Origin of the sequence: Pseudomonas sp. zbq_18 (assembly GCF_043102245.1) — a bacterium.
GTDB lineage: Bacteria > Pseudomonadota > Gammaproteobacteria > Pseudomonadales > Pseudomonadaceae > Aquipseudomonas.
In genome coordinates, this window is sequence record NZ_JBICIT010000008.1 from 288177 (window position 1) to 309833 (window position 21657).

Genomic DNA, 21657 nt, shown 5'->3' on the forward strand with positions numbered 1-21657 from the left:
ACCATGTCTACTGCTGTGGCGTGTAAGGGGATAGCGTGGTGCGACATCGGGTCGCAGAGCGCAGGGGGCGGGTGCCAGGGCGGCACCCGCGGCGGGATGGGTCACTCGCGGGCCAGTTTTTCCGCCTCGGCCGGCTGCTTCTGCGACAGGCTGTAGACGTAGGCGGTCAGCAGGTGAACTTTGTCCTCGCTACCGACATATTGCAGCTGCGCCGGCATGTGGCCGCTGCGGCCATAGCGAATGGTCTGCTGCAGCTGGGCGAAACTGCTGCCGTAGATGAAGGCGCTCGGCTTGGTCAGGTTCGGTGCACCCATGCTCGGGGTGCCCTTGCCGTCCGCGCCGTGGCAGGCGAAGCAGGTGCTGGCGAAGATCTTCTGGCCCGCGGCGATGTCGGCGGTTTCGCCTTCCGGCAGTTTGCGCCCGGCCAGTTCGGTCAGCACGTAGGCGGCGACGTTGTGCACACCATCTTCACCAATCATCGCGGCCTGCGGCGGCATCATGCCGGTACGGCCCGCGCTGATGGTCTGCTTGATCGAGGCCGCGTCGCCGCCCCAGCGCCATTCGCTGTCGGTCAGGTTGGGAAAACCATAGGCGCCCTTGGCGTCGGAGCCATGGCACACCGAGCAGTTGGAGGCGAACAGGCGGCCGCCCATCTTCAGGGCGCGTTCGTCCTTGGCGACTTCCTCGACGGGCAGGGCGGCGTAGCTGGCATAGATCGGGCCGAACTCCTGGTCCGCCTTGTCCATTTCGCGCTGCCACTGCTTGACCTGGGTCCAGCCGCCTTCGTAGCCCGGCAGGGTGCCGGCGAAGTTGCCCAGGCCGGGGTACAGCAGCAAGTAGCCGGCGGCGAAAATCAGGGTGCCGAGGAACAACATGAACCACCACCTGGGCAGCGGATTGTCGAATTCCTCGATGCCGTCGAAGGCGTGGCCGAGCGTCTGGTCGGTCTGGCCGGGCTGCTGGCCCTTACGGGTGGCGAACAGTAGCCACAGCAGAGCGATCAGGCTACCGATGGTGAGAATGCTGATGTACCAGCTCCAGAAAGTGCTCATGTGCGATTACCTCTTGTTCTTCAGGCTGGTGCCGAGCACTTGCAGATAGGCGACCAGGGCGTCCATTTCGCTCTTGCCCTTGACGGCCTCGCGGGCGCCCGCGAGGTCTTCATCGCTGTAGGGCACGCCGAGGGTGCGCAGGGCGCCCATCTTGGCGGCGGTGTCCTTGCCGTCGAGGGTGCGCTCCACCAGCCAGGGGTAGGCCGGCATCTTCGACTCAGGCACCACGTTGCGCGGGTTGTACAGGTGGGCGCGATGCCAGTCGTCCGAGTAGCGCCCGCCGACGCGGGCCAGGTCCGGTCCGGTACGCTTGGAACCCCACAGGAAGGGGTGATCCCAAACGCTTTCGCCGGCGACGGAGTAGTGGCCGTAGCGCTCGGTTTCGGCGCGGAACGGACGGATCATCTGCGAGTGGCAGCCGACGCAGCCTTCCTTGATGTAGATGTCGCGGCCTTCCAGTTGCAGCGCGGTGTAGGGCTTCATGCCCTTGACCGGCTCATTGACCACGTCCTGGAAGAACAACGGGACGATCTGGGTCAGACCGCCGATGCTGACCGCAAAGACCATCAGCAGGGCCAGCAGGCCGACATTCTTTTCGAGTATTTCGTGCTTGCTGCTCATCAGTGGGCGACCTCTGCAGGAATCAGGGCCTCGGCGTCATACTCGGCCGGTTTGGCGGCGCGTACGGTCAGCCAGGTGTTCCAGGCCATCAGGAACATGCCGAGGAGGAAGATGGCGCCACCGGCGACGCGCACCACGAAGCCGAGGTGGCTGGCTTCCAGGGCTTCGACGAAGGAGTAGGTGAGAGTGCCGTCGTCGTTGATCGCCCGCCACATCAGGCCCTGGGTGATGCCGTTGACCCACATCGAGGCGATGTACAGCACAGTGCCGATGGTGGCCAGCCAGAAGTGCGAGTTGATCAGGCCGATGCTGTGCATCTGCTCGCGACCGAACACCTTCGGGATCAGGTGATACAGCGAGCCGATAGAGATCATCGCCACCCAGCCGAGAGCGCCGGCGTGGACGTGGCCGATGGTCCAGTCGGTGTAGTGGGACAGGGCGTTGACGGTCTTGATGGCCATCATCGGGCCTTCGAAGGTGGACATGCCGTAGAAGGCCAGGGACACCACCAAAAAGCGCAGGATCGGGTCGGTGCGCAACTTATGCCAGGCGCCGGAGAGGGTCATCATGCCGTTGATCATGCCGCCCCAGCTGGGTGCCAGCAGCACCAGGGACATGACCATGCCGAGCGACTGCGCCCAGTCCGGCAGGGCGGTGTAGTGCAGATGGTGCGGGCCGGCCCAGATGTATAGGGTGATCAGCGCCCAGAAGTGCACGATGGACAGGCGATAGGAGTACACCGGGCGCTCGGCCTGCTTGGGCACGAAGTAGTACATCATCCCCAGGAAGCCGGCAGTGAGGAAGAAGCCCACGGCGTTGTGCCCGTACCACCACTGGATCATGGCGTCGGTGGCGCCGGCGTAGATCGAGTACGACTTGGTCAGGCTGACCGGCAGTTCCAGGTTGTTGACGATATGCAGGATCGCCACGGTGAGAATGAAGCCGCCGAAGAACCAGTTGCCGACATAGATATGCTTGGTCTTGCGCTGCATCAGCGTGCCGAAGAACACCAGCGCATAGGCGACCCAGACGATGGTGATCAGGATGTCGATCGGCCATTCCAGCTCGGCGTATTCCTTGGAGCTGGTCCAGCCCATCGGCAAGCTGATCGCCGCCAGTACGATGACCAGCTGCCAGCCCCAGAAGGTGAACGCGGCCAGGCTGTCGGAGATCAGCCGGGTCTGGCAGGTGCGCTGCAGCGAGTAGTAACTGGTGGCGAACAGCGCGCAGCCGCCGAAGGCGAAGATCACCGCATTGGTGTGCAGCGGTCGTAGACGGCCGAAGCTGGTCCACGGCAGGTTGAAGTTGAGTTCGGGCCAGGCCAGTTGAGCGGCGATGAACACGCCGAGCCCCATCCCGACTATGCCCCAAACCACCGTCATAATGGCGAACTGGCGGACAACCTTATAGTTGTAGGCCGCAGTGCTGGTTGTATTCATGTGTTGGGCTTCCATCCACGGTTTTTAAAAGCAGAGCAAGCATGGGTAATGGCAAGGTGACAGTTATTGACGAGGATCAATGCCGCGCGCGGGGATGGCTGTGGAATGGGGCGGACGGAATGTCGCAGGCCACCCTGATTCTTGCCCACGGCGCAGGTGCGCCAATGGACAGCGACTTCATGCAGCGCATGGCCAAGCTGCTGGCGGCGCGCGGGGTGAACGTATTGCGCTTCGAGTTTCCCTACATGGCGGCAAGGCGCGCGGGTGGCGGCAAGCGCCCGCCCAATCCGCAGGGGCAGTTGCTGGAGTGCTGGCGTGAAGTCTGGTGTGAGGTGCGCGCCGCAGTGGATGGGCCGCTGGCCATTGGCGGCAAGTCCATGGGCGGACGCATGGCCAGCCTGCTTGCAGACGAGCTGGGCGCCGATGCCCTGGTCTGCCTGGGCTATCCCTTCTATGCCGCCGGCAAACCGGAGAAGCCGCGGGTCGCACATTTGGCCGAACTGCGCACGCGCACCTTGATCGCTCAGGGTGAGCGCGATGCCCTGGGCAATCGTGAAACAGTGGCGGGTTACAGCTTGGCGCCGTGTGTGAGCCTTGAGTGGCTGGCAGCGGCGGACCATGATCTGAAACCGCTGAAGGCTTCAGGTCTCACCCATGAGCAGCATCTGCAGCGTACGGCGGATGCGGTGGCGGGATTTCTGGTCCAGGGCTCGCGAAAGTAGCCCGGATTGCATCCGGGAAATTGGCAGCTCCGATCCCGGATTGCATCCGGGCTACAACGTGCTTGCAAAGAGGGGGGCTAGCGCTCGCATGAGGCAGTAAAGAAGAAGGCCGGCATTTGCCGGCCTCTTTCATGCTGCGGGACATCAGCGGTTGAAGCGCTCCACCAGGGCATACTGATCCTGGGCGGTGGCGGTCAGCTCTTCGCTGAGCTGGGCGGTGTCGTGCGCTTCGGAGGCTGTCTGGTCGGCCAGTTGGGCGATGGTGGTGATGTTCTGGTTGATTTCGTCGGCTACTGCGCTCTGCTCTTCGGCCGCCGCGGCAATCTGATTGGCCATGTCGGCGATATTGGCCACTGCATCGCTGATGCCGGCAAGCGCCTCGTCGGCGCGCTGCACGCGTGCCACACCCTCATCGGCTTGTTGGCGGCCAACCTCCATGGTCATCACGGCCTCTTCGGCCGTGCGCTGCAGCTTGGCGATCAGGCCGTGGATCTGTTCGGTGGACTCCGCAGTGCGCTGTGCCAGCGAGCGAACCTCGTCAGCCACCACGGCGAAGCCGCGGCCCATTTCGCCGGCGCGTGCTGCTTCGATGGCGGCGTTGAGGGCCAGCAGGTTGGTCTGGTCGGCAATGCCTTTGATGACATCGACCACACCGCCGATCTCGTTGCTGTCCTGGGCCAGGCGCGAAACGGTCTCGCCGGTGTCGCCAACCGAGGCGGACAGGCGCTGGATGGCCTCGCGGGTTTGCGCGGCGACCTGGCGGCCTTCGCCGGTCAGGCGATTGGCTTCCTGGGTGGCGATGGCAGTGCGCGCCACATTGCTTGCTACCTCAAGCGTGGTGGCGGCCATTTCGTTGATTGCGGTCGCCACCTGCTCGGTTTCCACACGCTGGCGCTCCAGGCCGGCGGAGCTGTTGTGCGACAGCTTGTCGGCCTCGCGGGCCTGGCTGGTCAGACGCTCGGCGCTGTCCTGCAGGCGAGTCAGGCAGGTCTTCAGGCGTGCTTCCTGGCTGAGCATGGCCATCTCGAGTCGCGCCTCGGCCCCGCGGCTGTCGGTATACATCTGGGCGATCAGCGGGTCTGAAGTGGTCTGCTCGGCCAGGCGCAGCAGGCGCTTGGTTCCGCGGGTCTGCCAGGTGATGCCTGCCAGGCCCAGAGGGATGGAGAGCAGCGCGGCAAGGAGAAAGCCCCAGGTCGAGCCGACCCAGTGGCCGATCAAAAAACCGACCTGGCTAACCAGGATGAATGGCAGCCAGGCCTGTAGAACGGGAAGCCAGCGATCAGTGCTGGGGATGGCCGGCTTGCTTGCATTGAGGCGTGCATAGAGCGCTTCTGCCCGTCGTATTTGCTCAGTGCTGGGCTTGGAGCGTACCGATTCATAGCCAACAACCTGGCCTTTATCCAGCATGGGCGTGACATAGGCATTGACCCAGTAATGGTCGCCGTTTTTGCAGCGGTTCTTCACGATCCCCATCCAGGGGCGGCCCTTTTTCAGCGTCTGCCACATGTGCTCGAACACCGCAGGCGGCACATCCGGGTGGCGCACGATATTGTGTGGCGCACGGATCAGTTCTTCGCGCTCGAAACCGCTGATCTCGATGAAGGCCTGGTTGCAATAGGTGATTTGGCCTTTCAGGTCCGTGGTGGAGATCAGGCGTTGCTGAGCAGGGAAGGTTCGTTCGCGCTGAGTGATCGGCTGGTTGTTTCGCATGGGTATCGCTTTTGGCAATAGATGATGTATGCCGGCGCATCGGCCGTTTCAGGAATAAGTTTAACGACTGCGCGGCGGGGCGGCAGATAAAACTGCGCCAGTGTCGGATCTGTATCTGTAGGGTTGGTTTTGGCGTGTGCTCGATAGTGGTGCCCGGCACGGTCGAAATGACCTGTGGCCAAGAGGTGTGATTGCTCACGGATAGCACCATCGCATCGGTGAACTTCGGCCAACGCCCGCTGGACGTGATCGACATTGAGCGTCGTTGATGCTCGTGCGTCAGCCAAACCGGCACGGGTAAGCTGAAAGACAAAAGGGGCGACCTACAGGCCGCCCCTTTCGTTCTGCCAGGTGTTGCTCGTTGCTTTTGTCGCGGTCTGGCTTAGCGAACCTTGAGCACCAGCTTGCCGAAATTCTCGCCGGTAAACAGTTTGCTCAGGGTTTCCGGGAAGGTTTCCAGGCCTTCAACGATGTCTTCCTTGCTCTTCAGCTTGCCTTCGGCCATCCAGCCGCCCATTTCCTTGGCGGCATCGGCGAACTGCGCGGCGTAATCCATTACCACGAAGCCTTCCATGCGCGCGCGATTGACCAGCAGCGACAGGTAGTTGGCCGGGCCTTTGACGTTTTCCTTGTTGTTGTACTGGCTGATGGCGCCGCAGATGACGATGCGGGCCTTGGGCGCGATGCGGGTCAGCACGGCGTCGAGGATCTCGCCGCCGACGTTGTCGAAGTACACGTCCACGCCTTTCGGGCACTCACGCTTGAGGGCCGCATGCAGGTCTTCGCTCTTGTAGTCGATCACGCCGTCGAAGCCGAGTTCATCCTTCAATAGCTTGCATTTCTCGGCGCCACCAGCGATGCCGACCACGTGGCAACCCTTGATCTTGGCAATCTGTCCGACAACGCTGCCCACTGCACCGGCCGCGCCGGAAATCACTACGGTGTCGCCTTCTTTCGGCTGGCCGACGTCGAGGAAGGCGAAGTAGGCGGTCATGCCGGTCATGCCCAGGGCCGAGAGGTACAGTGGCAGTGGCGCACGGCTGGGGTCGACCTTGTAGAAGCCGCGCGGCTCACCGCAGAAGTAGTCCTGCACGCCGAGGGCGCCGTTGACATGGTCGCCGACGGTGAAGTCCGGGTGGTTGGAGGCGATCACCTTGCCCACGCCGAGGGCGCGCATGACTTCGCCGATGCCCACCGGCGGAATGTAGGACTTGGCATCGTTCATCCAGCCACGCATGGCCGGGTCCAGCGACAGGTAGAGGTTTTCCACCAGGATCTGGTTAGGGCCGGGCTCGCCTACCGGGGTTTCCACATAGGTGAAGGTGTCGCGAGTGGCCGCGCCGACCGGGCGTTTGGCAAGCAGGAACTGGCGGTTGGTCTGGGACATGGCAGGAACTCCAAGAAGTGAAGTGGTGGTGATAGACCGCCGCAGGCTAGGCGGCAAGGTTCGTTACTTAACAGAATGCTTTGGTATGAATTTGGTTGATTACCCTTGTCGCTCTTTATCACTCGTTTGGATGCGCCTTTCTATGCCGACCTGATAGTGCTGACGCAGCAAGGCCGGGGCTGGCTAGACTCGGCTACAGATTTCAGCCCTTCGAGGATGCATAGATGAGCATGAGTTTCTCCGGCAAGGTTGCCCTGGTTACTGGCGGTGCTGCAGGCATTGGTCGCGCGACTGCGCTGGCCTTTGCCGCCGAAGGGCTGCAGGTGGTGGTGTCCGATGTCGATGTGGCAGGCGGCGAAGGCACCGTACAGCTGATTCGTGATGCGGGTGGCGAAGCGATCTTCGTGCGCTGCGATGTCAGCCGCGACGCCGAGGTACAGGCGCTGATGGCCCAGGTGGTGGCCAGCTACGGTCGCCTGGACTACGCCTTCAACAACGCCGGCATCGAGATCGAGAAGGGCAAGCTGGCCGACGGCAGCGAGGATGAGTTCGACGCCATCATGGGCGTCAACGTCAAAGGCGTATGGCTGTGCATGAAGCACCAGTTGCCGATCATGCTGGCCCAGGGCGGTGGCGCCATCGTCAACACCGCCTCGATTGCCGGGTTGGGGGCCGCGCCCAAGATGAGCATTTACGCCGCCTCCAAGCATGCAGTCATCGGCCTGACCAAGTCGGCCGCCGTCGAGTACGGCAAGAAGAAGATCCGCGTCAATGCCGTGTGTCCGGCGGTGATCGATACCGACATGTTCCGCCGTGCTTACGAAGCCGACCCGAAGAAGGCCGAGTTCGTGGCAGGCATGCACCCTGTCGGGCGCATTGGCAAGGTCGAGGAGATCGCCGCTGCGGTGCTGTATCTGTGCAGTGATGCAGCCGGTTTTACCACCGGCCATGCCTTGGCGGTCGATGGCGGGGCCACCGCAATCTGACGAAAAGGGCGCCCTAGGGCGCCCTTTTTGCATTCTGTTACGAGTACCCAGCTCTTTGGCACGCAAAGCCAGTTACAAGGTTTGTCTGGCTCGACAAGAATCGCCGCAGCCCTTCGTTCCGGAGAACAACAATAATGACTGCTTCACCCTTGCTGACCGCGTTCCTTCCTATCGCACTGGGCATCATCATGCTTGGCCTGGGCCTGTCACTGACCGTGGCCGACTTCATGCGGGTGGTCAAATACCCGAAGCCTGTAATGATCGGTCTGGGCTGTCAGCTGCTGTTGCTGCCGCTGGTGTGCTTTTTCATCGTCAAGGGCTTTGGCCTGGCACCGGCGCTGGCCGTGGGCCTGATGCTGCTGGCAGCTTCGCCTGGCGGCACCAGCGCCAACCTCTACAGCCATCTGGCTCATGGTGACGTCGCCCTGAACATCACATTGACGGCAGTCAACTCGGTGGTGGCGATCCTCACCATGCCGCTGATCGTCAACCTGTCGCTGGCTTACTTCATGGAAGGCGATCAGGCCATTCCGCTGCAGTTCGCCAAAGTAGTGCAGGTGTTCGCCATTGTGCTCGGGCCGGTGGCCATCGGCATGGTCATCCGCCGGTTGGCGCCGGGCTTCGCTCAGGCCATGGAGAAGCCGGTGAAGATCATCTCCGCGCTGTTCCTGCTGCTGGTGGTGATATTGGCCTTCGTCAAGGACTGGCAGACCGTGGTCGAGTACGCCCCGGTGGTGGGTATGGCGGCGCTGCTGTTCAACCTGATCAGCCTTGCCGTGGGGTATGGCGTGCCGCGCCTGATGAAGTTGCCTCGCCGTCAGGCCGTGGCCATTGGCATGGAGATCGGTATTCACAACGGCACCCTGGCCATCGCCCTGGCGCTCAGCCCGATGTTGCTGAACAACGCCACCATGGGCATCCCCGCGGCGATCTACAGCTTCATCATGTTCTTCACCGCGGCGGCGTTCGGCTGGTGGGTCAACTTCGCCCACGGCAAGGAGCTGGCGGCGGAGGAAGCCGAAGCGGCGTAAATCACATGCAATAAAAAGCCCGGGTACTTCCCGGGCTTTTTTGTGGTTGTCTCACTCAGCTTTTGCGCCAGTTGAGCATCAACAGGGTCACGGCCCCACCGACCAGGCCCCAGAAGGCCGAGCCGATGCCGAGCAGGGTCATCCCTGATGCGGTGATCATGAAGGTGATCAGCGCCGCATCCCGCTCCGCCGGGACGTTCATCGCCTGGGCCAGACCGTTGCCAATCGAGCCGAGCAGAGCCAGGGCGGCAATGGATAGCACGAGGGCGCTAGGGAACGCGGCGAACAGCGCAGCCAGGGTCGCGGCGAAGATCCCGGCTAGGCCACAGAACACGCCGTTCCACAGCGCTGCGGTGTAGCGCTTGTGCTTGTCTTCATGGGCCTCCGGGCCGGTGCAGATCGCGGCACTGATGGCGGCCAGGTTGATGCCGTGGGAGCCGAAAGGCGCCAGCAGCAGTGAGGCGATGCCTGTCGTAGCGATCAGCGGTGAGGGGGGCACGTCGTAGCCGTCGGTACGCAGCACGGCGATGCCGGGAATGTTCTGCGAGGCCATGGCCACCACGAACAGCGGAATACCAATGCTGACCGCCGCACTCCAGGAGAAGCTCGGCGTGGTCCACACGGGTACCGCCACTTCCAGCCTGAAGTGGCTGAAGTCGAGCATGCCCTGGGCGCCGGCTACCCCACAGCCAACCAGCAGCGCCACCATCACCGCATAGCGTGGCAACAGGCGTTTACACAGCAGAAAGCTGAAGAACATCGCCAGCACCAGCAAGGTACTGGTCTGTGCGGCGATGAAGATCTCGCTGCCGATACGGAACAGAATGCCGGCCAGCAGCGCCGCGGCGAGCGAGGCCGGCAGGTGGCGCATGACCCGCTCGAAGGCACCGGACAGCCCCAGCACGGCAAGCAGCACAGCACAGACCACGAAGGCGCCAATCGCTTCCGGATAACTTACGCCGGGCATGCTGGTGATCAGCAGCACCGCGCCGGGCGTCGACCAGGCCACCACGACCGGGGCGCGATAGCGCAGTGACAGGCCGATGGTGCAGATGGCCATGCCGATCGACAGCGCCCACAGCCAGGAAGAAATCTGTGCGGTACTCAAGCCGGCTGCCTGGCCGGCCTGGAACATCAGCACCAGGGTGCTGGTGTAACCGGTCAGGGCGGCGACGAAGCCGGCGACCACGGCGGAGGGCGAGGAATCGGCGAAAGGGCGCAGGCGCTTGACGCTGTCCATGGTGCTGTCGGTCATCAGAAACTGTCCTTGAGGATAGGGTAGAGCGAGGCCACCAGCAGCAGGGCCATGGCGATGTTGAAGGCGCGCAATATCGCCGGACGATTCAGCCAGCGACGCAGCAGACTGCCGGCCACGGCCCACAGGCTGCAGGTCGGGCAGTTGACCAGTGCAAACAGGGCGGCGATCAGCAGCACATTGGTCAGAAAGCCTTCCTGCGGCGTGTAGGTGGTGATGGCGCCGATGGCCATGATCCAGGCCTTGGGGTTGACCCACTGGAATGCGGCTGCCTGGAGGAAAGTAAAGGGCTTGCCCGTACTTTTACCGTTTGCATCCGGTGCGCCAGCCCCGGCAATCTTCCAGGCCAGGTACAGCAGGTAGACCGCGCCGCCATAGCGCAGTGCCGTGTACAGCGCTGGAAACTGTTCGAACAGTTGGCCCAGGCCCAGGCCGACGCAGGCCACCAGCACCATGAAGCCCAGGCTGATGCCGAGCAGATGCGGCAGGCTGCGACGCACGCCGAAGTTCACCCCGGAAGCCAGCAACATGGTGTTGTTCGGGCCGGGCGTGATGGAGGTGACGAAAGCGAAAAGCACAAAGGCGAGCAGCAGTTCCGAGGTCATGATGGTGATTCTCCGAGGTTGCTGGCAGCCTATGCGCAGTGCAGGCGGTCGTCCCGATACAGCGATACCGTCAATCGGCGGTACAGTTTTTATCACTGCGCCTGGCTGGAAGTACTGTTCTCCTCTCATAAGGAAATGCCATGGATCCGAACAATCCCTATGCCGCACCGCAAGTCGCGCTGATTGATGAACAGGCTCCCCGCTCACTGGCAGGCTGGAGCGTCGGGCAGCTGCAACTGCTGGCCTGGCTGAGCTTGGCCTCGATCGCCATGATTCTGGTGTCGCTGCTGGCGGTCATGTTTGCAGCTGAGCAGCCGGGCTCGCTCAGCGAGCGCGTCGGCGACTGGCTGAGTCTGTTGTCGACGGTGTTGGGTTGTTATCTGCTGCTGCGCCTGAGGGCGTTTCTGGAGCAGCGATTCGCCGCCAAGGGGCTCTTGATCCCTATCGCCCTGATCATTGTGTTTAGCCTGCTGGCCGAGGGACTGGACTGGCTCTGGGGGGATGCGATCTTCACGGAGCTGGGCTGGAAGACCCTGGGTTTCTTCGCCACGATCATGCTGATGGGCGTGATGACGCTGTGGCTGGGAATTGTCTTGCTGCGTATCGCCAACCCTTATCCAGCACTACGGGTGATGGCGTGGATGGAGATCGTCGGTGGCGGAATGTTCGCGTCGGTGGTGCTGGTGGTCGTTGCCATTATCCCGCTACTGGGTGGCACGCTGGCCATGGCGCTGGTGTTCTTCCGCGGCGCCCGCGAGCTGAAGGGCAACCAGGCCGCCTGATCGCTCAGCTTTTTTGGGTGTTGGCCAGGGCCTGGTTGACCGCCAGCCAGGCCTGCATGGCCGGTTCGCCTGCTTCCTGCAGTACGCGCTCCAGCAGTTTGCTCTGTTCCCGGCGCAAGGCTTTTTCCAGCTTGCTGCCCTCGTTGGTGAGCGCCAGCTGGCGTTTGCGCTTGTCATCCGTGGCCGCCACGCTTTCCACCATGTGCATTTCCTGCAGCTGGCGCAGTGGCGTGTTCAGCGCCTGCTTGCTGACCCCCAGATAGCCGAGCAGCTGGCTGACGCTCAGCCCCGGATGGCGGGCGATGAAGAACAGGATGCGGTGGTGAACCCGCGACAGGCCGCGTTTGGCCAGCATCTCGTCGGGCTTGGCGGTGAAGGCCTGGTAGCCGAAGAAGAAGGCCGCCATGGCACTCTGCTGCATGGTTGTGTTTTTCAGGTCAAGCATATTGACGTATCCATCGCGGCCGGCGTAGTTTCGGTCAACCAGTTTGACCCAATTTTCCCTGCCTGTGCTACCCGGTGATTCCATGGCCTTCTCCGAACGCGTTGCCCGCCTGAAAAGCTCCCTGATTCGCGAAATCCTCGCTGCGGCGCAGCGCCCGGAGGTGATGTCCTTCGCCGGTGGCCTGCCCGCCGAGCCGATGCTGCCCAAGGTGGACTGGAGCGAAATGCCGGCCTCGCTTGGCCAGTACGGCATGAGCGAGGGCGAGCCTGCACTGCGCGAGGCGATTGCCGCCGAGGCCAACAAACTCGGCGTGAAATGCGATGCCAGTCAGGTGCTGATCACCTGCGGCTCGCAGCAGACGCTGGATCTGGCCAGCAAGCTGTTTATCGATCCGGGCACCGAGATCCTAGTCGAGGCGCCGACCTACCTGGCCGCGCTGCAGTCCTTCCAGTTGTTCGGTGCAGACTGCATCACCGTGCCGCAAGAGGCTGACGGTCCCGAGCTGGAGGCCCTGCGCGAGCGCCTGCAGAGCCACAAGCCCGCTTTCGCCTACCTGATCCCGACCTTCCAGAACCCGTCTGCCGTGCGCTACAGCGAGGCCAAGCGTGATGCCGTGGCGGCGCTGCTCGACGAGTTCAACGTCACCCTGATCGAGGACGAGCCGTACCGCGAGCTGGTGTTCGATGCCGGCAGCGCCACGCCTATCGTCAGCCGTATGCAGCGTGCCAGCTGGATCTACACCGGTACCGTGTCGAAGACCCTGCTGCCGGGCCTGCGCGTCGGCTTCCTGATCGCCACGCCAGACTTGTTCCCGCACCTGCTGCGCCTCAAGCAGGCTGCCGACCTGCACACCAACCGCATTGGTCAATGGCAGGCGCTGCAGTGGTTCGGCACCGAGAAGTACGCTGCCCACCTGGCCGAGTTGCGCGACTTCTATCGGGTGCGCCGTGATGCCATGCAGGTGGCGTTGGAGGAGCACTTCGGCGACCTGGCCAGCTGGCAGGTGCCGCAGGGCGGCTTGTTCTTCTGGCTGACGTTGAACAACAAGCTGGACACTCGCACGCTGCTGCAGCCGGCCATGGCACAGAACGTCGCGTTCATGCCGGGCGAGCCGTTCTTCGTCGACCCGGATGCCAACTCCGGTCATCTGCGCCTGAACTTCAGCCATGTTCCGCCGGAAAAGCTCGGCGAGGGCCTGCGCCGCCTGGCGGCGGTCATCCGCGAAGCGCAGGGCGCTCTGCACGCACAAGGAGGTCAATAGCCATGCTCAAGGTTTACGGCGACTATCGTTCCGGCAACTGCTACAAGGTCAAGCTGATGCTGCACCTGCTCGGGCGCGAGTATCAGTGGCTGCCGATCGACATCCTCAAAGGTGAAACCCAGACCGCCGAATTTCTGGCCAAGAATCCCAACGGCAAGATTCCGCTACTGGAACTGGAGGACGGCACGTTCCTCTGGGAGTCCAATGCCATCCTCAATTTCCTCGCCGATGGCAGCGAGTTCATTCCGGCCGAGCCGCGCCTGCGCACGCAGATGCTGCAGTGGCAGTTCTTCGAGCAATACAGCCACGAGCCCTATGTGGCGGTGGCGCGTTTCATCCAGCTGTATCAGGGGCTGCCGGAAGCGCGCCGCGCCGAGTACGAGAATTGTCACAAGGGTGGTTACAAGGCCTTCAAGGTGATGGAGCAGCAGCTGCAGCGCACGCCTTATCTGGTGGGCGAGCAGTTCACCCTGGCCGATATTGCGCTGTATGCCTACACCCACGTTGCCCATGAGGGCGGCTTCGACCTGGCCGCCTATCCGGCAATCAATGCCTGGCTGGCGCGTGTCGCCAGCCATCCGCGCTATGTGAGCATGTTCGGCTGAATCGTGCCGGGGAGGGGCTGTTGAGCGGCCCGTCCCAGGCGCTTACTGCGCCGCGAAACGCTGGTCCAGATAGGCAGCGATGGCCTTGGATTCATACAGCCAGCGTACTTCCCCCTGATCCTCGATGCGCAGGCAGGGCACCTGGATCTTGCCGCCGTGCTCCAGCAGCGCCTGGCGGTGCGTTGCATCGTTCTTGGCATCGCGCAGCGCCACCGGCACGTTCAGACGATGCAGGTGGCGGCGGGTCTTCACGCAGAACGGGCAGGCGTGGAACTGATACAGGGCCATCCCAGCGGCTTCTCGTTCGACTTGTGCCTGGCTTTGCGGGCTGCGTTTGAGCTTGCGCGGACGGGTGATGAAGTCGAGAAAGATGATGATCTGGCCGAGGCCGATCCGCAGTGCCTTGAGAAGCATCGTAAGATCCTGATGAGGTGAAAAGGGCGGCAGGGTACCCGAGTTCCGGGGCGTGGGTACAACCACATGTCGTTAGCCGTTAACCGGGCACAAAAAAACCGGCCGACAGGCCGGTTCTTCGGCAGCGTGTCAGTCAGCGGGTTAGGCTGAGGAACTCGCTGCGGGTGGCGGCGTTTTCGCGGAACTGACCGAGCATCACGGAAGTGACCATGGAGGAGTTCTGCTTCTCCACACCGCGCATCATCATGCACATGTGCTGGGCTTCGATCACCACGGCCACGCCGAGCGCGCCGGTAACCTGCTGAACCGCTTCGGCGATCTGACGGCTGAGGCTTTCCTGGATCTGCAGGCGACGGGCATACATGTCGACGATGCGCGCTACCTTGGACAGGCCCAGCACCTTGCCATTTGGGATATAGGCGACATGGGCCTTGCCGATGAATGGCAGCATGTGATGTTCGCACAGCGAGTACAGCTCGATGTTCTTTACCAGCACCATTTCGCTGCTGTCGGAGCTGAACAGGGCTCCGTTGGTGACTTCCTCAAGCGTCTGCTGGTAGCCACGACAGAGATACTGCATGGCTTTGGCTGCACGCTTGGGGGTGTCGACCAGGCCTTCGCGGCTCACATCCTCGCCGATCTGGCCGAGAATCGCGGTGTATTGCTGTTCCAGGGACATGGGTCTTCCTGTGGGGGTGAAGAGGCACAGGGGCGCAGGGTAGGGCGCGGGCGCACCGCTTGCAAGCGCCGAATGCGCCAGTACAGCCTGCTGCTAGGTGGTTGCAGTGACGTTCGGGGCTCGCTTGCCAGCCGTTTACTCGTCGCGTCCGTCGAGCATGGTGCGTTTGAGCAATACATAAACGGCACCGGTGCCGCCATGCTTGGGCAGGCAGGAGGTGAAACCGAGTACCTGTGGGTGCTGGCGCAGCCAGGTGTTGACGTGGCTTTTGATCATCGGGCGCTTACCGTCCATGCGTACGGCTTTGCCGTGGGTGACGCGGGCGCAGCGTACTTCCATGCGGGCGGCTTCGGCGAAGAAGTCCCAGAGAATTTCGCGAGCCTTCTCGACGCTCATGCCATGCAGGTCCAGGCTGCCTTCAAAGGGCACCTGTCCGACCTTGAGCTTACGCATCTGGCCGTCCTGTACGCCGTCGCGGGCCCAGTAGAGTTCGTCTTCGGCGCCGACGTCGATAACGAACTGGTCGGACAGGCCATCGACCCGAACTTCATCGGTTTTCACCGTTGCAGCCTGGCGCAGGGTATTGAGCTGTTTGCGATCGGTTTTCGGCTTGCCGGTGTCGGCGCGGTCATGGCGAATAGGCTTGACCCCGCGCACGGCGGACTGGAACAGAGAGAAATCGTCGTCTTGCATGAAGGCCTCCACGGAAGCGGCGAGTTTACCGGCTTCAGTGGCGTTTTTTCAGCAGGCCGGGCGACAGGCTCAGGTCGGCACCGCGGTTGCGCCGCATGCGCCGTCGGCAGCGGCGCCAGACATTGATGCCGCCCCAGAGCAGGAACAGGCCGAACAGCAGCAGCGTGATGGCTGCGCCGATGCTGTCGTTCAGCGGGCCGAGGGCCGGTGGGCGGCCGAGCAAGGTGGCCGCACCGGCCATGCTCAGTAGCACACCGAAGGCGGCAAACAGGGCTGCCAGCCCGGCCAGTAGGCGCCAGCGCCAGGCGGATGAACCACGGGGGCGCAAGTGGCGAGCGTTGAAACCATCGTCGGACAACTTCATACCGATTTCCTCTTGGCGTATCGGCGCTGTGACCCGAACCCGTCCTCAGGGTTCCGGAGCCCGGTCCCTGCGGTGACCTGTTGGCTGTGCGCTACAGCAGTGCGCGCGCCTGGGGCACCACCATGGCGTAGTTGTCGGACAGCGCCGCCAGGGTCATGCGATGCAGGTCACGGGCTGGGATCATGTCGCCGTCATAGGGCAGGTCGCGGGTGGCGCAGGCGGCATCCACCAGGGTGCAGCGGTAGCCATAGTCCTTGGCGGCACGCACCGTGGTGCTGACGCTGGAATGGGTCATGAAACCGCAGATGATCAGGTCCAGATGGCCTAGCTGCTGCAGGCGTTCATGCAGGTCGGTACCGGCAAAAGCGTTGGGTAGACGTTTTTCTACCAGCGGCTCGCCCGGCAGCGGCTCCAGTCCGCTGATGAAATTGCCGCGCGGCCCCTGGGGATCGAGCAGGCCGCCCGGAATACCCAGGTGGCGCACATGCGCCACGGGTGCGCCACAGTCGCGTGCTGCGCGTAGCAGCGTGGTGATTTCAGCGATGGCGGGCTCGATGTCAGGTAGCTGCAGGGTGCCGCTGCGATATTCCTCTTGTGCATCAATGACCAGCAAGGTCGCCTTGCTCAGGGTGGCAGGGGCATAACCGCGTCCGAGCAATTGGAACAGGGTTTTCGGTGCGGACATGGTTGGGCTCCTGTAGCTGTGATGGGGTTATTCTCTGCTTGCCAAGGCGATCTGTGAACCTTTTGCGTGGTTCCGGCTAGAATCCCGATCTGTTTTTCTCGAGGTAACCTCTGTGTCCCCATCCCGCCTGCGCAGCGTGCGCGACCATATTCGCTGGGCCGTCAGCCGCTTTCACGAGGCCGGTCTGTTCTTCGGTCATGGCACCGACAACGCCTGGGACGATGCCCGCCAGCTGGTGCTGGGCGCCTTGCACCTGCCGTTTGAGATTGCCGACAGCTACCTCGATTGCCGTCTGGAAGAGGATGAGCAGGAGCATTTGCTGGAGTTGATCCGCCGGCGTATCGAGGAGCGTGTGCCGACCGCCTACCTGATCGGCGAGGCCTGGTTTTGCGGTTTGCCGTTTGTGGTCGATGAGCGGGTGCTGGTGCCGCGTTCGCCCATTGCCGAGCTGATTTCCCAGCGTTTCACGCCCTGGTTGCCCGCCGAGCCGGCACGCATTCTCGACCTGTGCACCGGTTCAGGGTGCATCGGTATCGCCTGTGCCTATGCCTTCCCTGAAGCCGAGGTGGTGCTGGGCGATCTGTCCTTCGATGCCTTGGAAGTGGCCAACCACAATATCGAGCGGCATGAGCTGGAAGAGCGGGTCTACACAGTGCAGGGCGATGGTTTTGCCGGCCTGCCGGGGCAGCGTTTCGACCTGATTGTTTCCAACCCGCCCTATGTGGACGCCGAGGATTTCGCCGACATGCCGGCCGAGTACCAGCATGAACCGGCGCTGGGCCTGGCTTGTGGTGACGATGGTCTGGATCTGGTGCGGCGCATGCTGGCCGAAGCTGCCGATCATCTGAGCGAGAAGGGCCTGCTGATCGTCGAGGTGGGCAATAGCCAGGTGCATGTCGAGGCACTGTATCCGGAGGTGGACTTCACCTGGCTGGAGTTCGAACAGGGCGGCCATGGCGTGTTCCTGCTGGCCGCGGCGCAGTGCCGTGAGTACCAGAAGCTGTTTCGTTCGCGCCTGAAGGGTTGAAACCTTAGCCCGAGTGCAGTCCGGGGGGGCACAGGCCACTCCGTTGCCGCATTGCATCCGGGCTACGGGGTTATGCAGGTGCGGGCGGGCTAGCGGGTGGCGATCCAGATCAGTAGGCCGGCCTGAAACAGCGCCAGTGCCACCAGGCAGGCAATGGTAAAGCGCAGGCCGCTGTCCTCACGCTTGAGCACGCCGATGCGCTGTTCCAGCTTGGTGAGCTTCACCTGCTGCTCGTGCAGGTTCTGGTCGGCCTGCTGCAGCATGGCGGCGCATTCCAGCAGCTCAAGCTGCTGGATCTTGTCGTGATTCCATTCCGGGTTCAGGGCGCTGACGCGCGATGCACTGTAGCTGGCCTTGACCTGCGCCAGGTCCTGGTACTCCACCTCGAAGCCCTGGATGCGCAGAAAGTGGTCGCGGCGCTGGCGAGCTTCCTCGCTGAGCACATCCTTCACTGCCAAGGCGCCACCTTCCACGCTGTAGCTACCCCAGCGCTGGCGCGCCCAGGCGATGCCCTGAGCCATCAGGAAGCGGCCCAGGCCACGATTGATCGGCTCGACCTGCAGCCCTTTGTCGGCCCCAAAGCGCACTTCCCGGTTGCGATGGTCGGCCCAGACCTCCAGCAGGTTCTGTTCGCGGCGCAGGCGCTGGCCCGGCACCTCGACGGAAAGGCGCAGCAGGCTTTGCTCGTCACTATGGCGCTCAATACGACCCAGCCGAACAAAGCGCAGCGGGCGCAAACCGCTGCTGCGATCGGCGGGCAAAGGCGCCAGGCGCAACAAATGGAACTGCTCGGCGGCCAGGTTCTCCCAAGGGTGCGGCTGCGGGGGCTGTTCAGCCTCATGGGCCGAGGGTTGAGGGTCGATTTCCGTCATTGCGGCATCCTTGAACGTTCGTGCAAGCATTATCGGCCGGTTCTGTGCTGGCTTCAGGCTGGCCATCTGCCATTTGCCCAATGCAGGTGAACTGGTCGGGCGCCGGGGGTATACTCGCCGACCTTTGTTCGAGGCAGATTTCGCGGAGCGCCCTGCATGTCCGGCAATACCTACGGCAAGCTGTTCACCGTCACCACCGCTGGCGAAAGCCATGGCCCGGCCCTGGTGGCCATCGTCGATGGTTGCCCGCCGGGCATCGAGCTGTCCCTGCTGGACCTGCAACGCGATCTCGACCGGCGCAAGCCGGGCACCAGCCGTCATACCACCCAGCGCCAGGAGGACGACGAAGTCGAGATTCTCTCCGGCGTGTTCGAGGGCAAGACCACCGGCTGCCCGATTGGCCTGCTGATCCGCAACACCGACCAGAAGTCCAAGGACTACTCGGCGATCAAGGACCTGTTCCGTCCGGCCCACGCCGACTACACCTACCACCACAAGTACGGCATCCGCGACTATCGCGGCGGCGGCCGTAGCTCGGCGCGCGAAACCGCCATGCGCGTGGCTGCGGGGGCCATCGCCAAGAAGGTATTGGCCGGTCTGGGCATCCAGGTACGCGGCTACATGAGCCAGCTCGGCCCGATCGAGATCCCGTTCAAGACCTGGGACAGCGTCGAGCAGAACGCCTTCTTCAGCCCCGACCCGGACAAAGTGGCGGAGCTGGAGGCCTACATGGACCAGTTGCGCCGTGACCAGGACTCGGTCGGCGCCAAGATCACCGTGGTTGCCGAGGGCGTGATGCCGGGCCTGGGCGAGCCGATCTTCGACCGTTTGGACGCCGACCTGGCCCATGCACTGATGAGCATCAATGCGGTCAAGGGCGTGGAAATCGGCGCCGGCTTCGCCAGCGTGGCCCAGCGCGGCACCGAGCACCGCGACGAGCTGACACCCGAAGGTTTCCTCAGCAACAACGCCGGCGGCATCCTGGGCGGCATTTCCAGCGGCCAGCCGATTATCGCCCACCTGGCGCTCAAGCCGACTTCCAGCATCACCACGCCGGGGCGTTCCATCGACGTCGACGGCAACCCGGTGGAGCTGATCACCAAGGGCCGTCACGATCCCTGCGTCGGCATCCGTGCCACGCCGATTGCCGAGGCGATGATGGCCATCGTGCTGCTCGATCATCTGCTGCGCCATCGCGGGCAGAACGCCGATGTGCAGGTCAACACCCCGGTGCTGCCGCAGCTGTGATCCACGCGGTGGGTTGGGTAGAGCACAGCGAACCCCAGCCTTGCCGGCAGCGGATAGTCCTATGAGCGACGCCCTGCCTTACTGGCGCCTCTCCGGCTTCTACCTGTTCTATTTCGCTTTGCTGGGGGCCACGGCCCCCTTTCTCGCGCTGTACTTTGATCACCTGGGCTTCACCCCCGCGCGTATCGGTGAACTGGTCGCCATCCCCATGCTGATGCGCTGCGTGGCGCCCAACCTATGGGGCTGGCTGGGCGACCGCAGCGGGCAGCGCCTGCGCATCGTGCGTTTCGGCGCGGTGTGTACCTTTCTCAGCCTGAGCCTGATTTTCGTCGACCAGAGCTACGCCTGGCTGGCGCTGGTGATGGCGCTGCACGCGTTCTTCTGGCACGCGGTGTTGCCGCAGTTCGAGGTTATCACCCTGGCCCATCTGCGCGAGCAGAGTGCGCGCTATAGCGAAATTCGTCTGTGGGGCTCAATCGGTTTTGTGCTGGCGGTGGTTGGGCTTGGCTGGCTGTTTCAGTACCTCAGCCTGGGGCTGTATCCCTGGGTGCTGCTGGTCATCATTGGCGGCATCGCCCTGAGCAGCTTCTGGGTGCCCAATGCCTCCCCAGGCGTACACAGCGTGACGGCGGGCGAGGGTGGTTTTCTACGCCAGCTGCGGCGGCCTGGTGTGCTGGCTTTCTACCTGTGCGTCGGATTGATGCAGGTGTCCCATGGGCCGTACTACACCTTTCTTAGCATTCACCTGGAGTCGCTGGACTACAGCCGGCTGGTGATCGGGCTGCTGTGGGCTCTGGGGGTATTGGCGGAGATCGTTCTGTTCCTGTTCATGGCCCGCGTGCTGGCGCGTTTTTCGTTGCGCCAGGTGCTGCTGGCCAGCTTCCTGCTGGCGGCCTTGCGCTGGCTGTTGCTGGGTAATCTGGCCGAGTACCTGAGCGTATTGTTGTTTGCCCAACTGCTGCATGCTGCCACCTTTGGCAGCTTCCATGCGGCGGCCATTCATTTTATCCAGCGCAGCTTTGGGGCCGGTCAGCAAGGCCAGGGGCAGGCCTTATACGCATCCCTGGCGGGTGTCGGCGGTGCACTGGGCGCCCTCTACTCTGGCTACAGCTGGAACAGCCTGGGCCCAGGCTGGACCTTTGCCATCGCCAGTTTGGCCGCAGTGATGGCGGCCTTTATCATTGCCAGCCGGCTGCGCGATGCACCGGTGAACCGAACCCATTAAGGACATGTGCATGAGCAGCCTGACCGTCTACCACCAGTCCAGCCCGGATGTGCCGAGCAAACTGCTGACCCATGACGAAGATATCGCCGCGACGCTAGCCGAGGTCGGTGTGGGCTTCGAGCGTTGGCCGGTTGAGGTGTCCCTCAAACCAGGCCAGAGTCAGGATGAGGTACTTGGCGCCTTGCGCCCGTCGCTCGATGAGCTGATGGTTGAGCGCGGCTATGCCGGTGTGGAAGTGCTCAGCCAGAGCTGCTCGCGCGCCTACCAGGACGAGCCGCAGGTCGAGATGCTGGAGGAGTTGTGTACAGCCGAGGCGCAGGGGCATCTGCTGGCAGCAGGGCGTGGACTGTTCAACCTGCATATTGGTGAGCATGTGTTTGCTGTGCTGTGCGAGAAAGACGTTCTGCTGTCGCTTCCGTCCGCTACCCGCTACTGGTTCGACCAGGGAGCGTTTCCCCATGTGATTGTGTTGGAGATGCGCACAGGCCCGGCTGCATCCTGTACGGGTGACCCCATTGCCAGTGCATTCCCCCGTCTCGAAGCCTGAAG

General features: G+C 63.1%; 24 protein-coding genes. 10 read left to right on the top strand and 14 right to left on the bottom strand.

The genetic code is table 11. From position 1 onward, the window contains the following. Nucleotides 1-101 precede the first annotated feature (101 nt). Genes ccoP through ccoN form a run of 3 tightly spaced genes read right to left on the bottom strand, consistent with a single transcriptional unit; the run spans nt 102 to nt 3112 of the window. The gene (gene ccoP, locus ACF8C6_RS06835) at nt 102-1052 is read right to left on the bottom strand and encodes a cytochrome-c oxidase, cbb3-type subunit III (RefSeq protein WP_392498577.1); all 951 of its coding nucleotides are present in this window, start codon (nt 1050-1052) and stop codon (nt 102-104) included. Nucleotides 1053-1058: 6 nt separating this feature from the next. Further along, nucleotides 1059-1673, bottom strand: a complete 615-nt coding sequence (ccoO, locus tag ACF8C6_RS06840) for a cytochrome-c oxidase, cbb3-type subunit II (protein ID WP_392498578.1) — start codon at nt 1671-1673, stop codon at nt 1059-1061. Next, nucleotides 1673-3112, bottom strand: coding sequence for a cytochrome-c oxidase, cbb3-type subunit I (gene ccoN, locus ACF8C6_RS06845; RefSeq protein ID WP_392498579.1), 1440 nt, complete (start codon nt 3110-3112; stop codon nt 1673-1675). Before ccoN ends, ccoO begins: the two co-directional genes overlap by 1 nt. Nucleotides 3113-3153: 41 nt before the next feature. On the opposite strand from ccoN, the gene ACF8C6_RS06850 reads away from it, so the two are divergent. Further along, complete coding sequence (locus tag ACF8C6_RS06850; protein WP_392498580.1) at nt 3154-3834, top strand: alpha/beta family hydrolase; 681 nt, start codon at nt 3154-3156, stop codon at nt 3832-3834. A gap of 144 nt (nt 3835-3978) precedes the next feature. On the opposite strand, the gene ACF8C6_RS06855 is transcribed toward ACF8C6_RS06850, so the two are convergent. Together ACF8C6_RS06855 and ACF8C6_RS06860 are read right to left on the bottom strand one after the other, a co-directional pair. Beyond that, complete coding sequence (locus ACF8C6_RS06855; protein ID WP_392498581.1) at nt 3979-5544, bottom strand: methyl-accepting chemotaxis protein; 1566 nt, start codon at nt 5542-5544, stop codon at nt 3979-3981. Between the two features lie 382 nt (nt 5545-5926). Beyond that, nucleotides 5927-6931 (bottom strand): NADP-dependent oxidoreductase, encoded by a 1005-nt coding sequence (locus tag ACF8C6_RS06860; RefSeq protein WP_392498582.1) that lies wholly within the window; start codon nt 6929-6931, stop codon nt 5927-5929. A gap of 224 nt (nt 6932-7155) precedes the next feature. Between ACF8C6_RS06860 and ACF8C6_RS06865 the strand changes: the two genes are divergently transcribed. Together ACF8C6_RS06865 and ACF8C6_RS06870 are read left to right on the top strand one after the other, a co-directional pair. Continuing rightward, nucleotides 7156-7917, top strand: a complete 762-nt coding sequence (locus ACF8C6_RS06865; RefSeq protein ID WP_392498583.1) for an SDR family oxidoreductase — start codon at nt 7156-7158, stop codon at nt 7915-7917. 134 nt (nt 7918-8051) lie between these two features. Then, a complete protein-coding gene (locus tag ACF8C6_RS06870; RefSeq protein WP_277690969.1) occupies nt 8052-8948 on the top strand; it encodes a bile acid:sodium symporter family protein in 897 nt (298 codons plus the stop codon). A 55-nt stretch (nt 8949-9003) separates the two neighbouring features. Here ACF8C6_RS06870 and ACF8C6_RS06875 read toward each other — a convergent pair whose 3' ends face one another. Both ACF8C6_RS06875 and ACF8C6_RS06880 read right to left on the bottom strand, forming a co-directional pair. Then, the gene (locus tag ACF8C6_RS06875) at nt 9004-10188 is read right to left on the bottom strand and encodes a benzoate/H(+) symporter BenE family transporter (protein WP_392498694.1); all 1185 of its coding nucleotides are present in this window, start codon (nt 10186-10188) and stop codon (nt 9004-9006) included. A 14-nt stretch (nt 10189-10202) separates the two neighbouring features. Continuing rightward, a complete protein-coding gene (locus ACF8C6_RS06880) occupies nt 10203-10808 on the bottom strand; it encodes a LysE family translocator (protein WP_392498584.1) in 606 nt (201 codons plus the stop codon). Between the two features lie 140 nt (nt 10809-10948). Here ACF8C6_RS06880 and ACF8C6_RS06885 point away from each other — a divergent pair, with 140 nt between their 5' ends. Further along, nucleotides 10949-11590 (top strand): hypothetical protein, encoded by a 642-nt coding sequence (locus tag ACF8C6_RS06885; RefSeq protein WP_392498585.1) that lies wholly within the window; start codon nt 10949-10951, stop codon nt 11588-11590. A gap of 4 nt (nt 11591-11594) precedes the next feature. On the opposite strand, the gene ACF8C6_RS06890 is transcribed toward ACF8C6_RS06885, so the two are convergent. Further along, nucleotides 11595-12035 carry a MarR family winged helix-turn-helix transcriptional regulator gene (locus tag ACF8C6_RS06890; protein ID WP_392498586.1) on the bottom strand — a complete coding sequence of 147 codons (441 nt, stop codon included), beginning with the start codon at nt 12033-12035 and terminating at the stop codon, nt 11595-11597. 82 nt (nt 12036-12117) lie between these two features. Here ACF8C6_RS06890 and ACF8C6_RS06895 point away from each other — a divergent pair, with 82 nt between their 5' ends. Both ACF8C6_RS06895 and ACF8C6_RS06900 read left to right on the top strand, forming a co-directional pair. Continuing rightward, a complete protein-coding gene (locus tag ACF8C6_RS06895) occupies nt 12118-13296 on the top strand; it encodes a PLP-dependent aminotransferase family protein (RefSeq protein ID WP_392498587.1) in 1179 nt (392 codons plus the stop codon). Between the two features lie 2 nt (nt 13297-13298). Then, nucleotides 13299-13901 (top strand): glutathione S-transferase family protein, encoded by a 603-nt coding sequence (locus ACF8C6_RS06900; RefSeq protein WP_392498588.1) that lies wholly within the window; start codon nt 13299-13301, stop codon nt 13899-13901. Between the two features lie 42 nt (nt 13902-13943). On the opposite strand, the gene ACF8C6_RS06905 is transcribed toward ACF8C6_RS06900, so the two are convergent. From ACF8C6_RS06905 to ACF8C6_RS06925, 5 genes are all read right to left on the bottom strand, one after another. Then, nucleotides 13944-14315, bottom strand: coding sequence for a glutaredoxin family protein (locus tag ACF8C6_RS06905; protein WP_392498589.1), 372 nt, complete (start codon nt 14313-14315; stop codon nt 13944-13946). Between the two features lie 133 nt (nt 14316-14448). Next, nucleotides 14449-14994, bottom strand: coding sequence for a GTP cyclohydrolase I FolE (gene folE, locus ACF8C6_RS06910; protein WP_277690960.1), 546 nt, complete (start codon nt 14992-14994; stop codon nt 14449-14451). A 135-nt stretch (nt 14995-15129) separates the two neighbouring features. Further along, complete coding sequence (locus tag ACF8C6_RS06915) at nt 15130-15687, bottom strand: Smr/MutS family protein (RefSeq protein ID WP_392498590.1); 558 nt, start codon at nt 15685-15687, stop codon at nt 15130-15132. Between the two features lie 34 nt (nt 15688-15721). Beyond that, complete coding sequence (locus ACF8C6_RS06920; protein ID WP_392498591.1) at nt 15722-16051, bottom strand: hypothetical protein; 330 nt, start codon at nt 16049-16051, stop codon at nt 15722-15724. Between the two features lie 91 nt (nt 16052-16142). Next, nucleotides 16143-16736 (bottom strand): cysteine hydrolase family protein, encoded by a 594-nt coding sequence (locus tag ACF8C6_RS06925; RefSeq protein ID WP_277690957.1) that lies wholly within the window; start codon nt 16734-16736, stop codon nt 16143-16145. A 112-nt stretch (nt 16737-16848) separates the two neighbouring features. Between ACF8C6_RS06925 and prmB the strand changes: the two genes are divergently transcribed. Further along, nucleotides 16849-17763 carry a 50S ribosomal protein L3 N(5)-glutamine methyltransferase gene (gene prmB, locus ACF8C6_RS06930; RefSeq protein WP_392498592.1) on the top strand — a complete coding sequence of 305 codons (915 nt, stop codon included), beginning with the start codon at nt 16849-16851 and terminating at the stop codon, nt 17761-17763. 89 nt (nt 17764-17852) lie between these two features. On the opposite strand, the gene ACF8C6_RS06935 is transcribed toward prmB, so the two are convergent. Continuing rightward, nucleotides 17853-18635, bottom strand: coding sequence for a hypothetical protein (locus ACF8C6_RS06935; RefSeq protein ID WP_392498593.1), 783 nt, complete (start codon nt 18633-18635; stop codon nt 17853-17855). 156 nt (nt 18636-18791) lie between these two features. Here ACF8C6_RS06935 and aroC point away from each other — a divergent pair, with 156 nt between their 5' ends. From aroC to ACF8C6_RS06950, 3 genes are all read left to right on the top strand, one after another. Then, the gene (gene aroC / locus ACF8C6_RS06940; protein WP_392498595.1) at nt 18792-19883 is read left to right on the top strand and encodes a chorismate synthase; all 1092 of its coding nucleotides are present in this window, start codon (nt 18792-18794) and stop codon (nt 19881-19883) included. Nucleotides 19884-19944: 61 nt separating this feature from the next. Further along, nucleotides 19945-21108, top strand: a complete 1164-nt coding sequence (locus tag ACF8C6_RS06945; RefSeq protein WP_392498596.1) for an MFS transporter — start codon at nt 19945-19947, stop codon at nt 21106-21108. 10 nt (nt 21109-21118) lie between these two features. Next, nucleotides 21119-21655, top strand: a complete 537-nt coding sequence (locus ACF8C6_RS06950; protein WP_392498597.1) for an acireductone dioxygenase — start codon at nt 21119-21121, stop codon at nt 21653-21655. Nucleotides 21656-21657 lie beyond the last annotated feature (2 nt).

What these genes read in the sequence shown, in the direction of transcription:
- ccoP (WP_392498577.1), bottom strand. Translation starts at nt 1,052, where the DNA reads ATGAGCACTTTCTGGAGCTGGTACATCAGCATTCTCACCATCGGTAGC.
- ccoO (WP_392498578.1), bottom strand. Translation starts at nt 1,673, where the DNA reads ATGAGCAGCAAGCACGAAATACTCGAAAAGAATGTCGGCCTGCTGGCC.
- ccoN (WP_392498579.1), bottom strand. Translation starts at nt 3,112, where the DNA reads ATGAATACAACCAGCACTGCGGCCTACAACTATAAGGTTGTCCGCCAG.
- ACF8C6_RS06850 (WP_392498580.1), top strand. Translation starts at nt 3,154, where the DNA reads ATGGGTAATGGCAAGGTGACAGTTATTGACGAGGATCAATGCCGCGCG.
- ACF8C6_RS06855 (WP_392498581.1), bottom strand. Translation starts at nt 5,544, where the DNA reads ATGCGAAACAACCAGCCGATCACTCAGCGCGAACGAACCTTCCCTGCT.
- ACF8C6_RS06860 (WP_392498582.1), bottom strand. Translation starts at nt 6,931, where the DNA reads ATGTCCCAGACCAACCGCCAGTTCCTGCTTGCCAAACGCCCGGTCGGC.
- ACF8C6_RS06865 (WP_392498583.1), top strand. Translation starts at nt 7,156, where the DNA reads ATGAGCATGAGTTTCTCCGGCAAGGTTGCCCTGGTTACTGGCGGTGCT.
- ACF8C6_RS06870 (WP_277690969.1), top strand. Translation starts at nt 8,052, where the DNA reads ATGACTGCTTCACCCTTGCTGACCGCGTTCCTTCCTATCGCACTGGGC.
- ACF8C6_RS06875 (WP_392498694.1), bottom strand. Translation starts at nt 10,188, where the DNA reads ATGGACAGCGTCAAGCGCCTGCGCCCTTTCGCCGATTCCTCGCCCTCC.
- ACF8C6_RS06880 (WP_392498584.1), bottom strand. Translation starts at nt 10,808, where the DNA reads ATGACCTCGGAACTGCTGCTCGCCTTTGTGCTTTTCGCTTTCGTCACC.
- ACF8C6_RS06885 (WP_392498585.1), top strand. Translation starts at nt 10,949, where the DNA reads ATGGATCCGAACAATCCCTATGCCGCACCGCAAGTCGCGCTGATTGAT.
- ACF8C6_RS06890 (WP_392498586.1), bottom strand. Translation starts at nt 12,035, where the DNA reads ATGCTTGACCTGAAAAACACAACCATGCAGCAGAGTGCCATGGCGGCC.
- ACF8C6_RS06895 (WP_392498587.1), top strand. Translation starts at nt 12,118, where the DNA reads ATGGCCTTCTCCGAACGCGTTGCCCGCCTGAAAAGCTCCCTGATTCGC.
- ACF8C6_RS06900 (WP_392498588.1), top strand. Translation starts at nt 13,299, where the DNA reads ATGCTCAAGGTTTACGGCGACTATCGTTCCGGCAACTGCTACAAGGTC.
- ACF8C6_RS06905 (WP_392498589.1), bottom strand. Translation starts at nt 14,315, where the DNA reads ATGCTTCTCAAGGCACTGCGGATCGGCCTCGGCCAGATCATCATCTTT.
- folE (WP_277690960.1), bottom strand. Translation starts at nt 14,994, where the DNA reads ATGTCCCTGGAACAGCAATACACCGCGATTCTCGGCCAGATCGGCGAG.
- ACF8C6_RS06915 (WP_392498590.1), bottom strand. Translation starts at nt 15,687, where the DNA reads ATGCAAGACGACGATTTCTCTCTGTTCCAGTCCGCCGTGCGCGGGGTC.
- ACF8C6_RS06920 (WP_392498591.1), bottom strand. Translation starts at nt 16,051, where the DNA reads ATGAAGTTGTCCGACGATGGTTTCAACGCTCGCCACTTGCGCCCCCGT.
- ACF8C6_RS06925 (WP_277690957.1), bottom strand. Translation starts at nt 16,736, where the DNA reads ATGTCCGCACCGAAAACCCTGTTCCAATTGCTCGGACGCGGTTATGCC.
- ACF8C6_RS06935 (WP_392498593.1), bottom strand. Translation starts at nt 18,635, where the DNA reads ATGACGGAAATCGACCCTCAACCCTCGGCCCATGAGGCTGAACAGCCC.
- aroC (WP_392498595.1), top strand. Translation starts at nt 18,792, where the DNA reads ATGTCCGGCAATACCTACGGCAAGCTGTTCACCGTCACCACCGCTGGC.
- ACF8C6_RS06945 (WP_392498596.1), top strand. Translation starts at nt 19,945, where the DNA reads ATGAGCGACGCCCTGCCTTACTGGCGCCTCTCCGGCTTCTACCTGTTC.
- ACF8C6_RS06950 (WP_392498597.1), top strand. Translation starts at nt 21,119, where the DNA reads ATGAGCAGCCTGACCGTCTACCACCAGTCCAGCCCGGATGTGCCGAGC.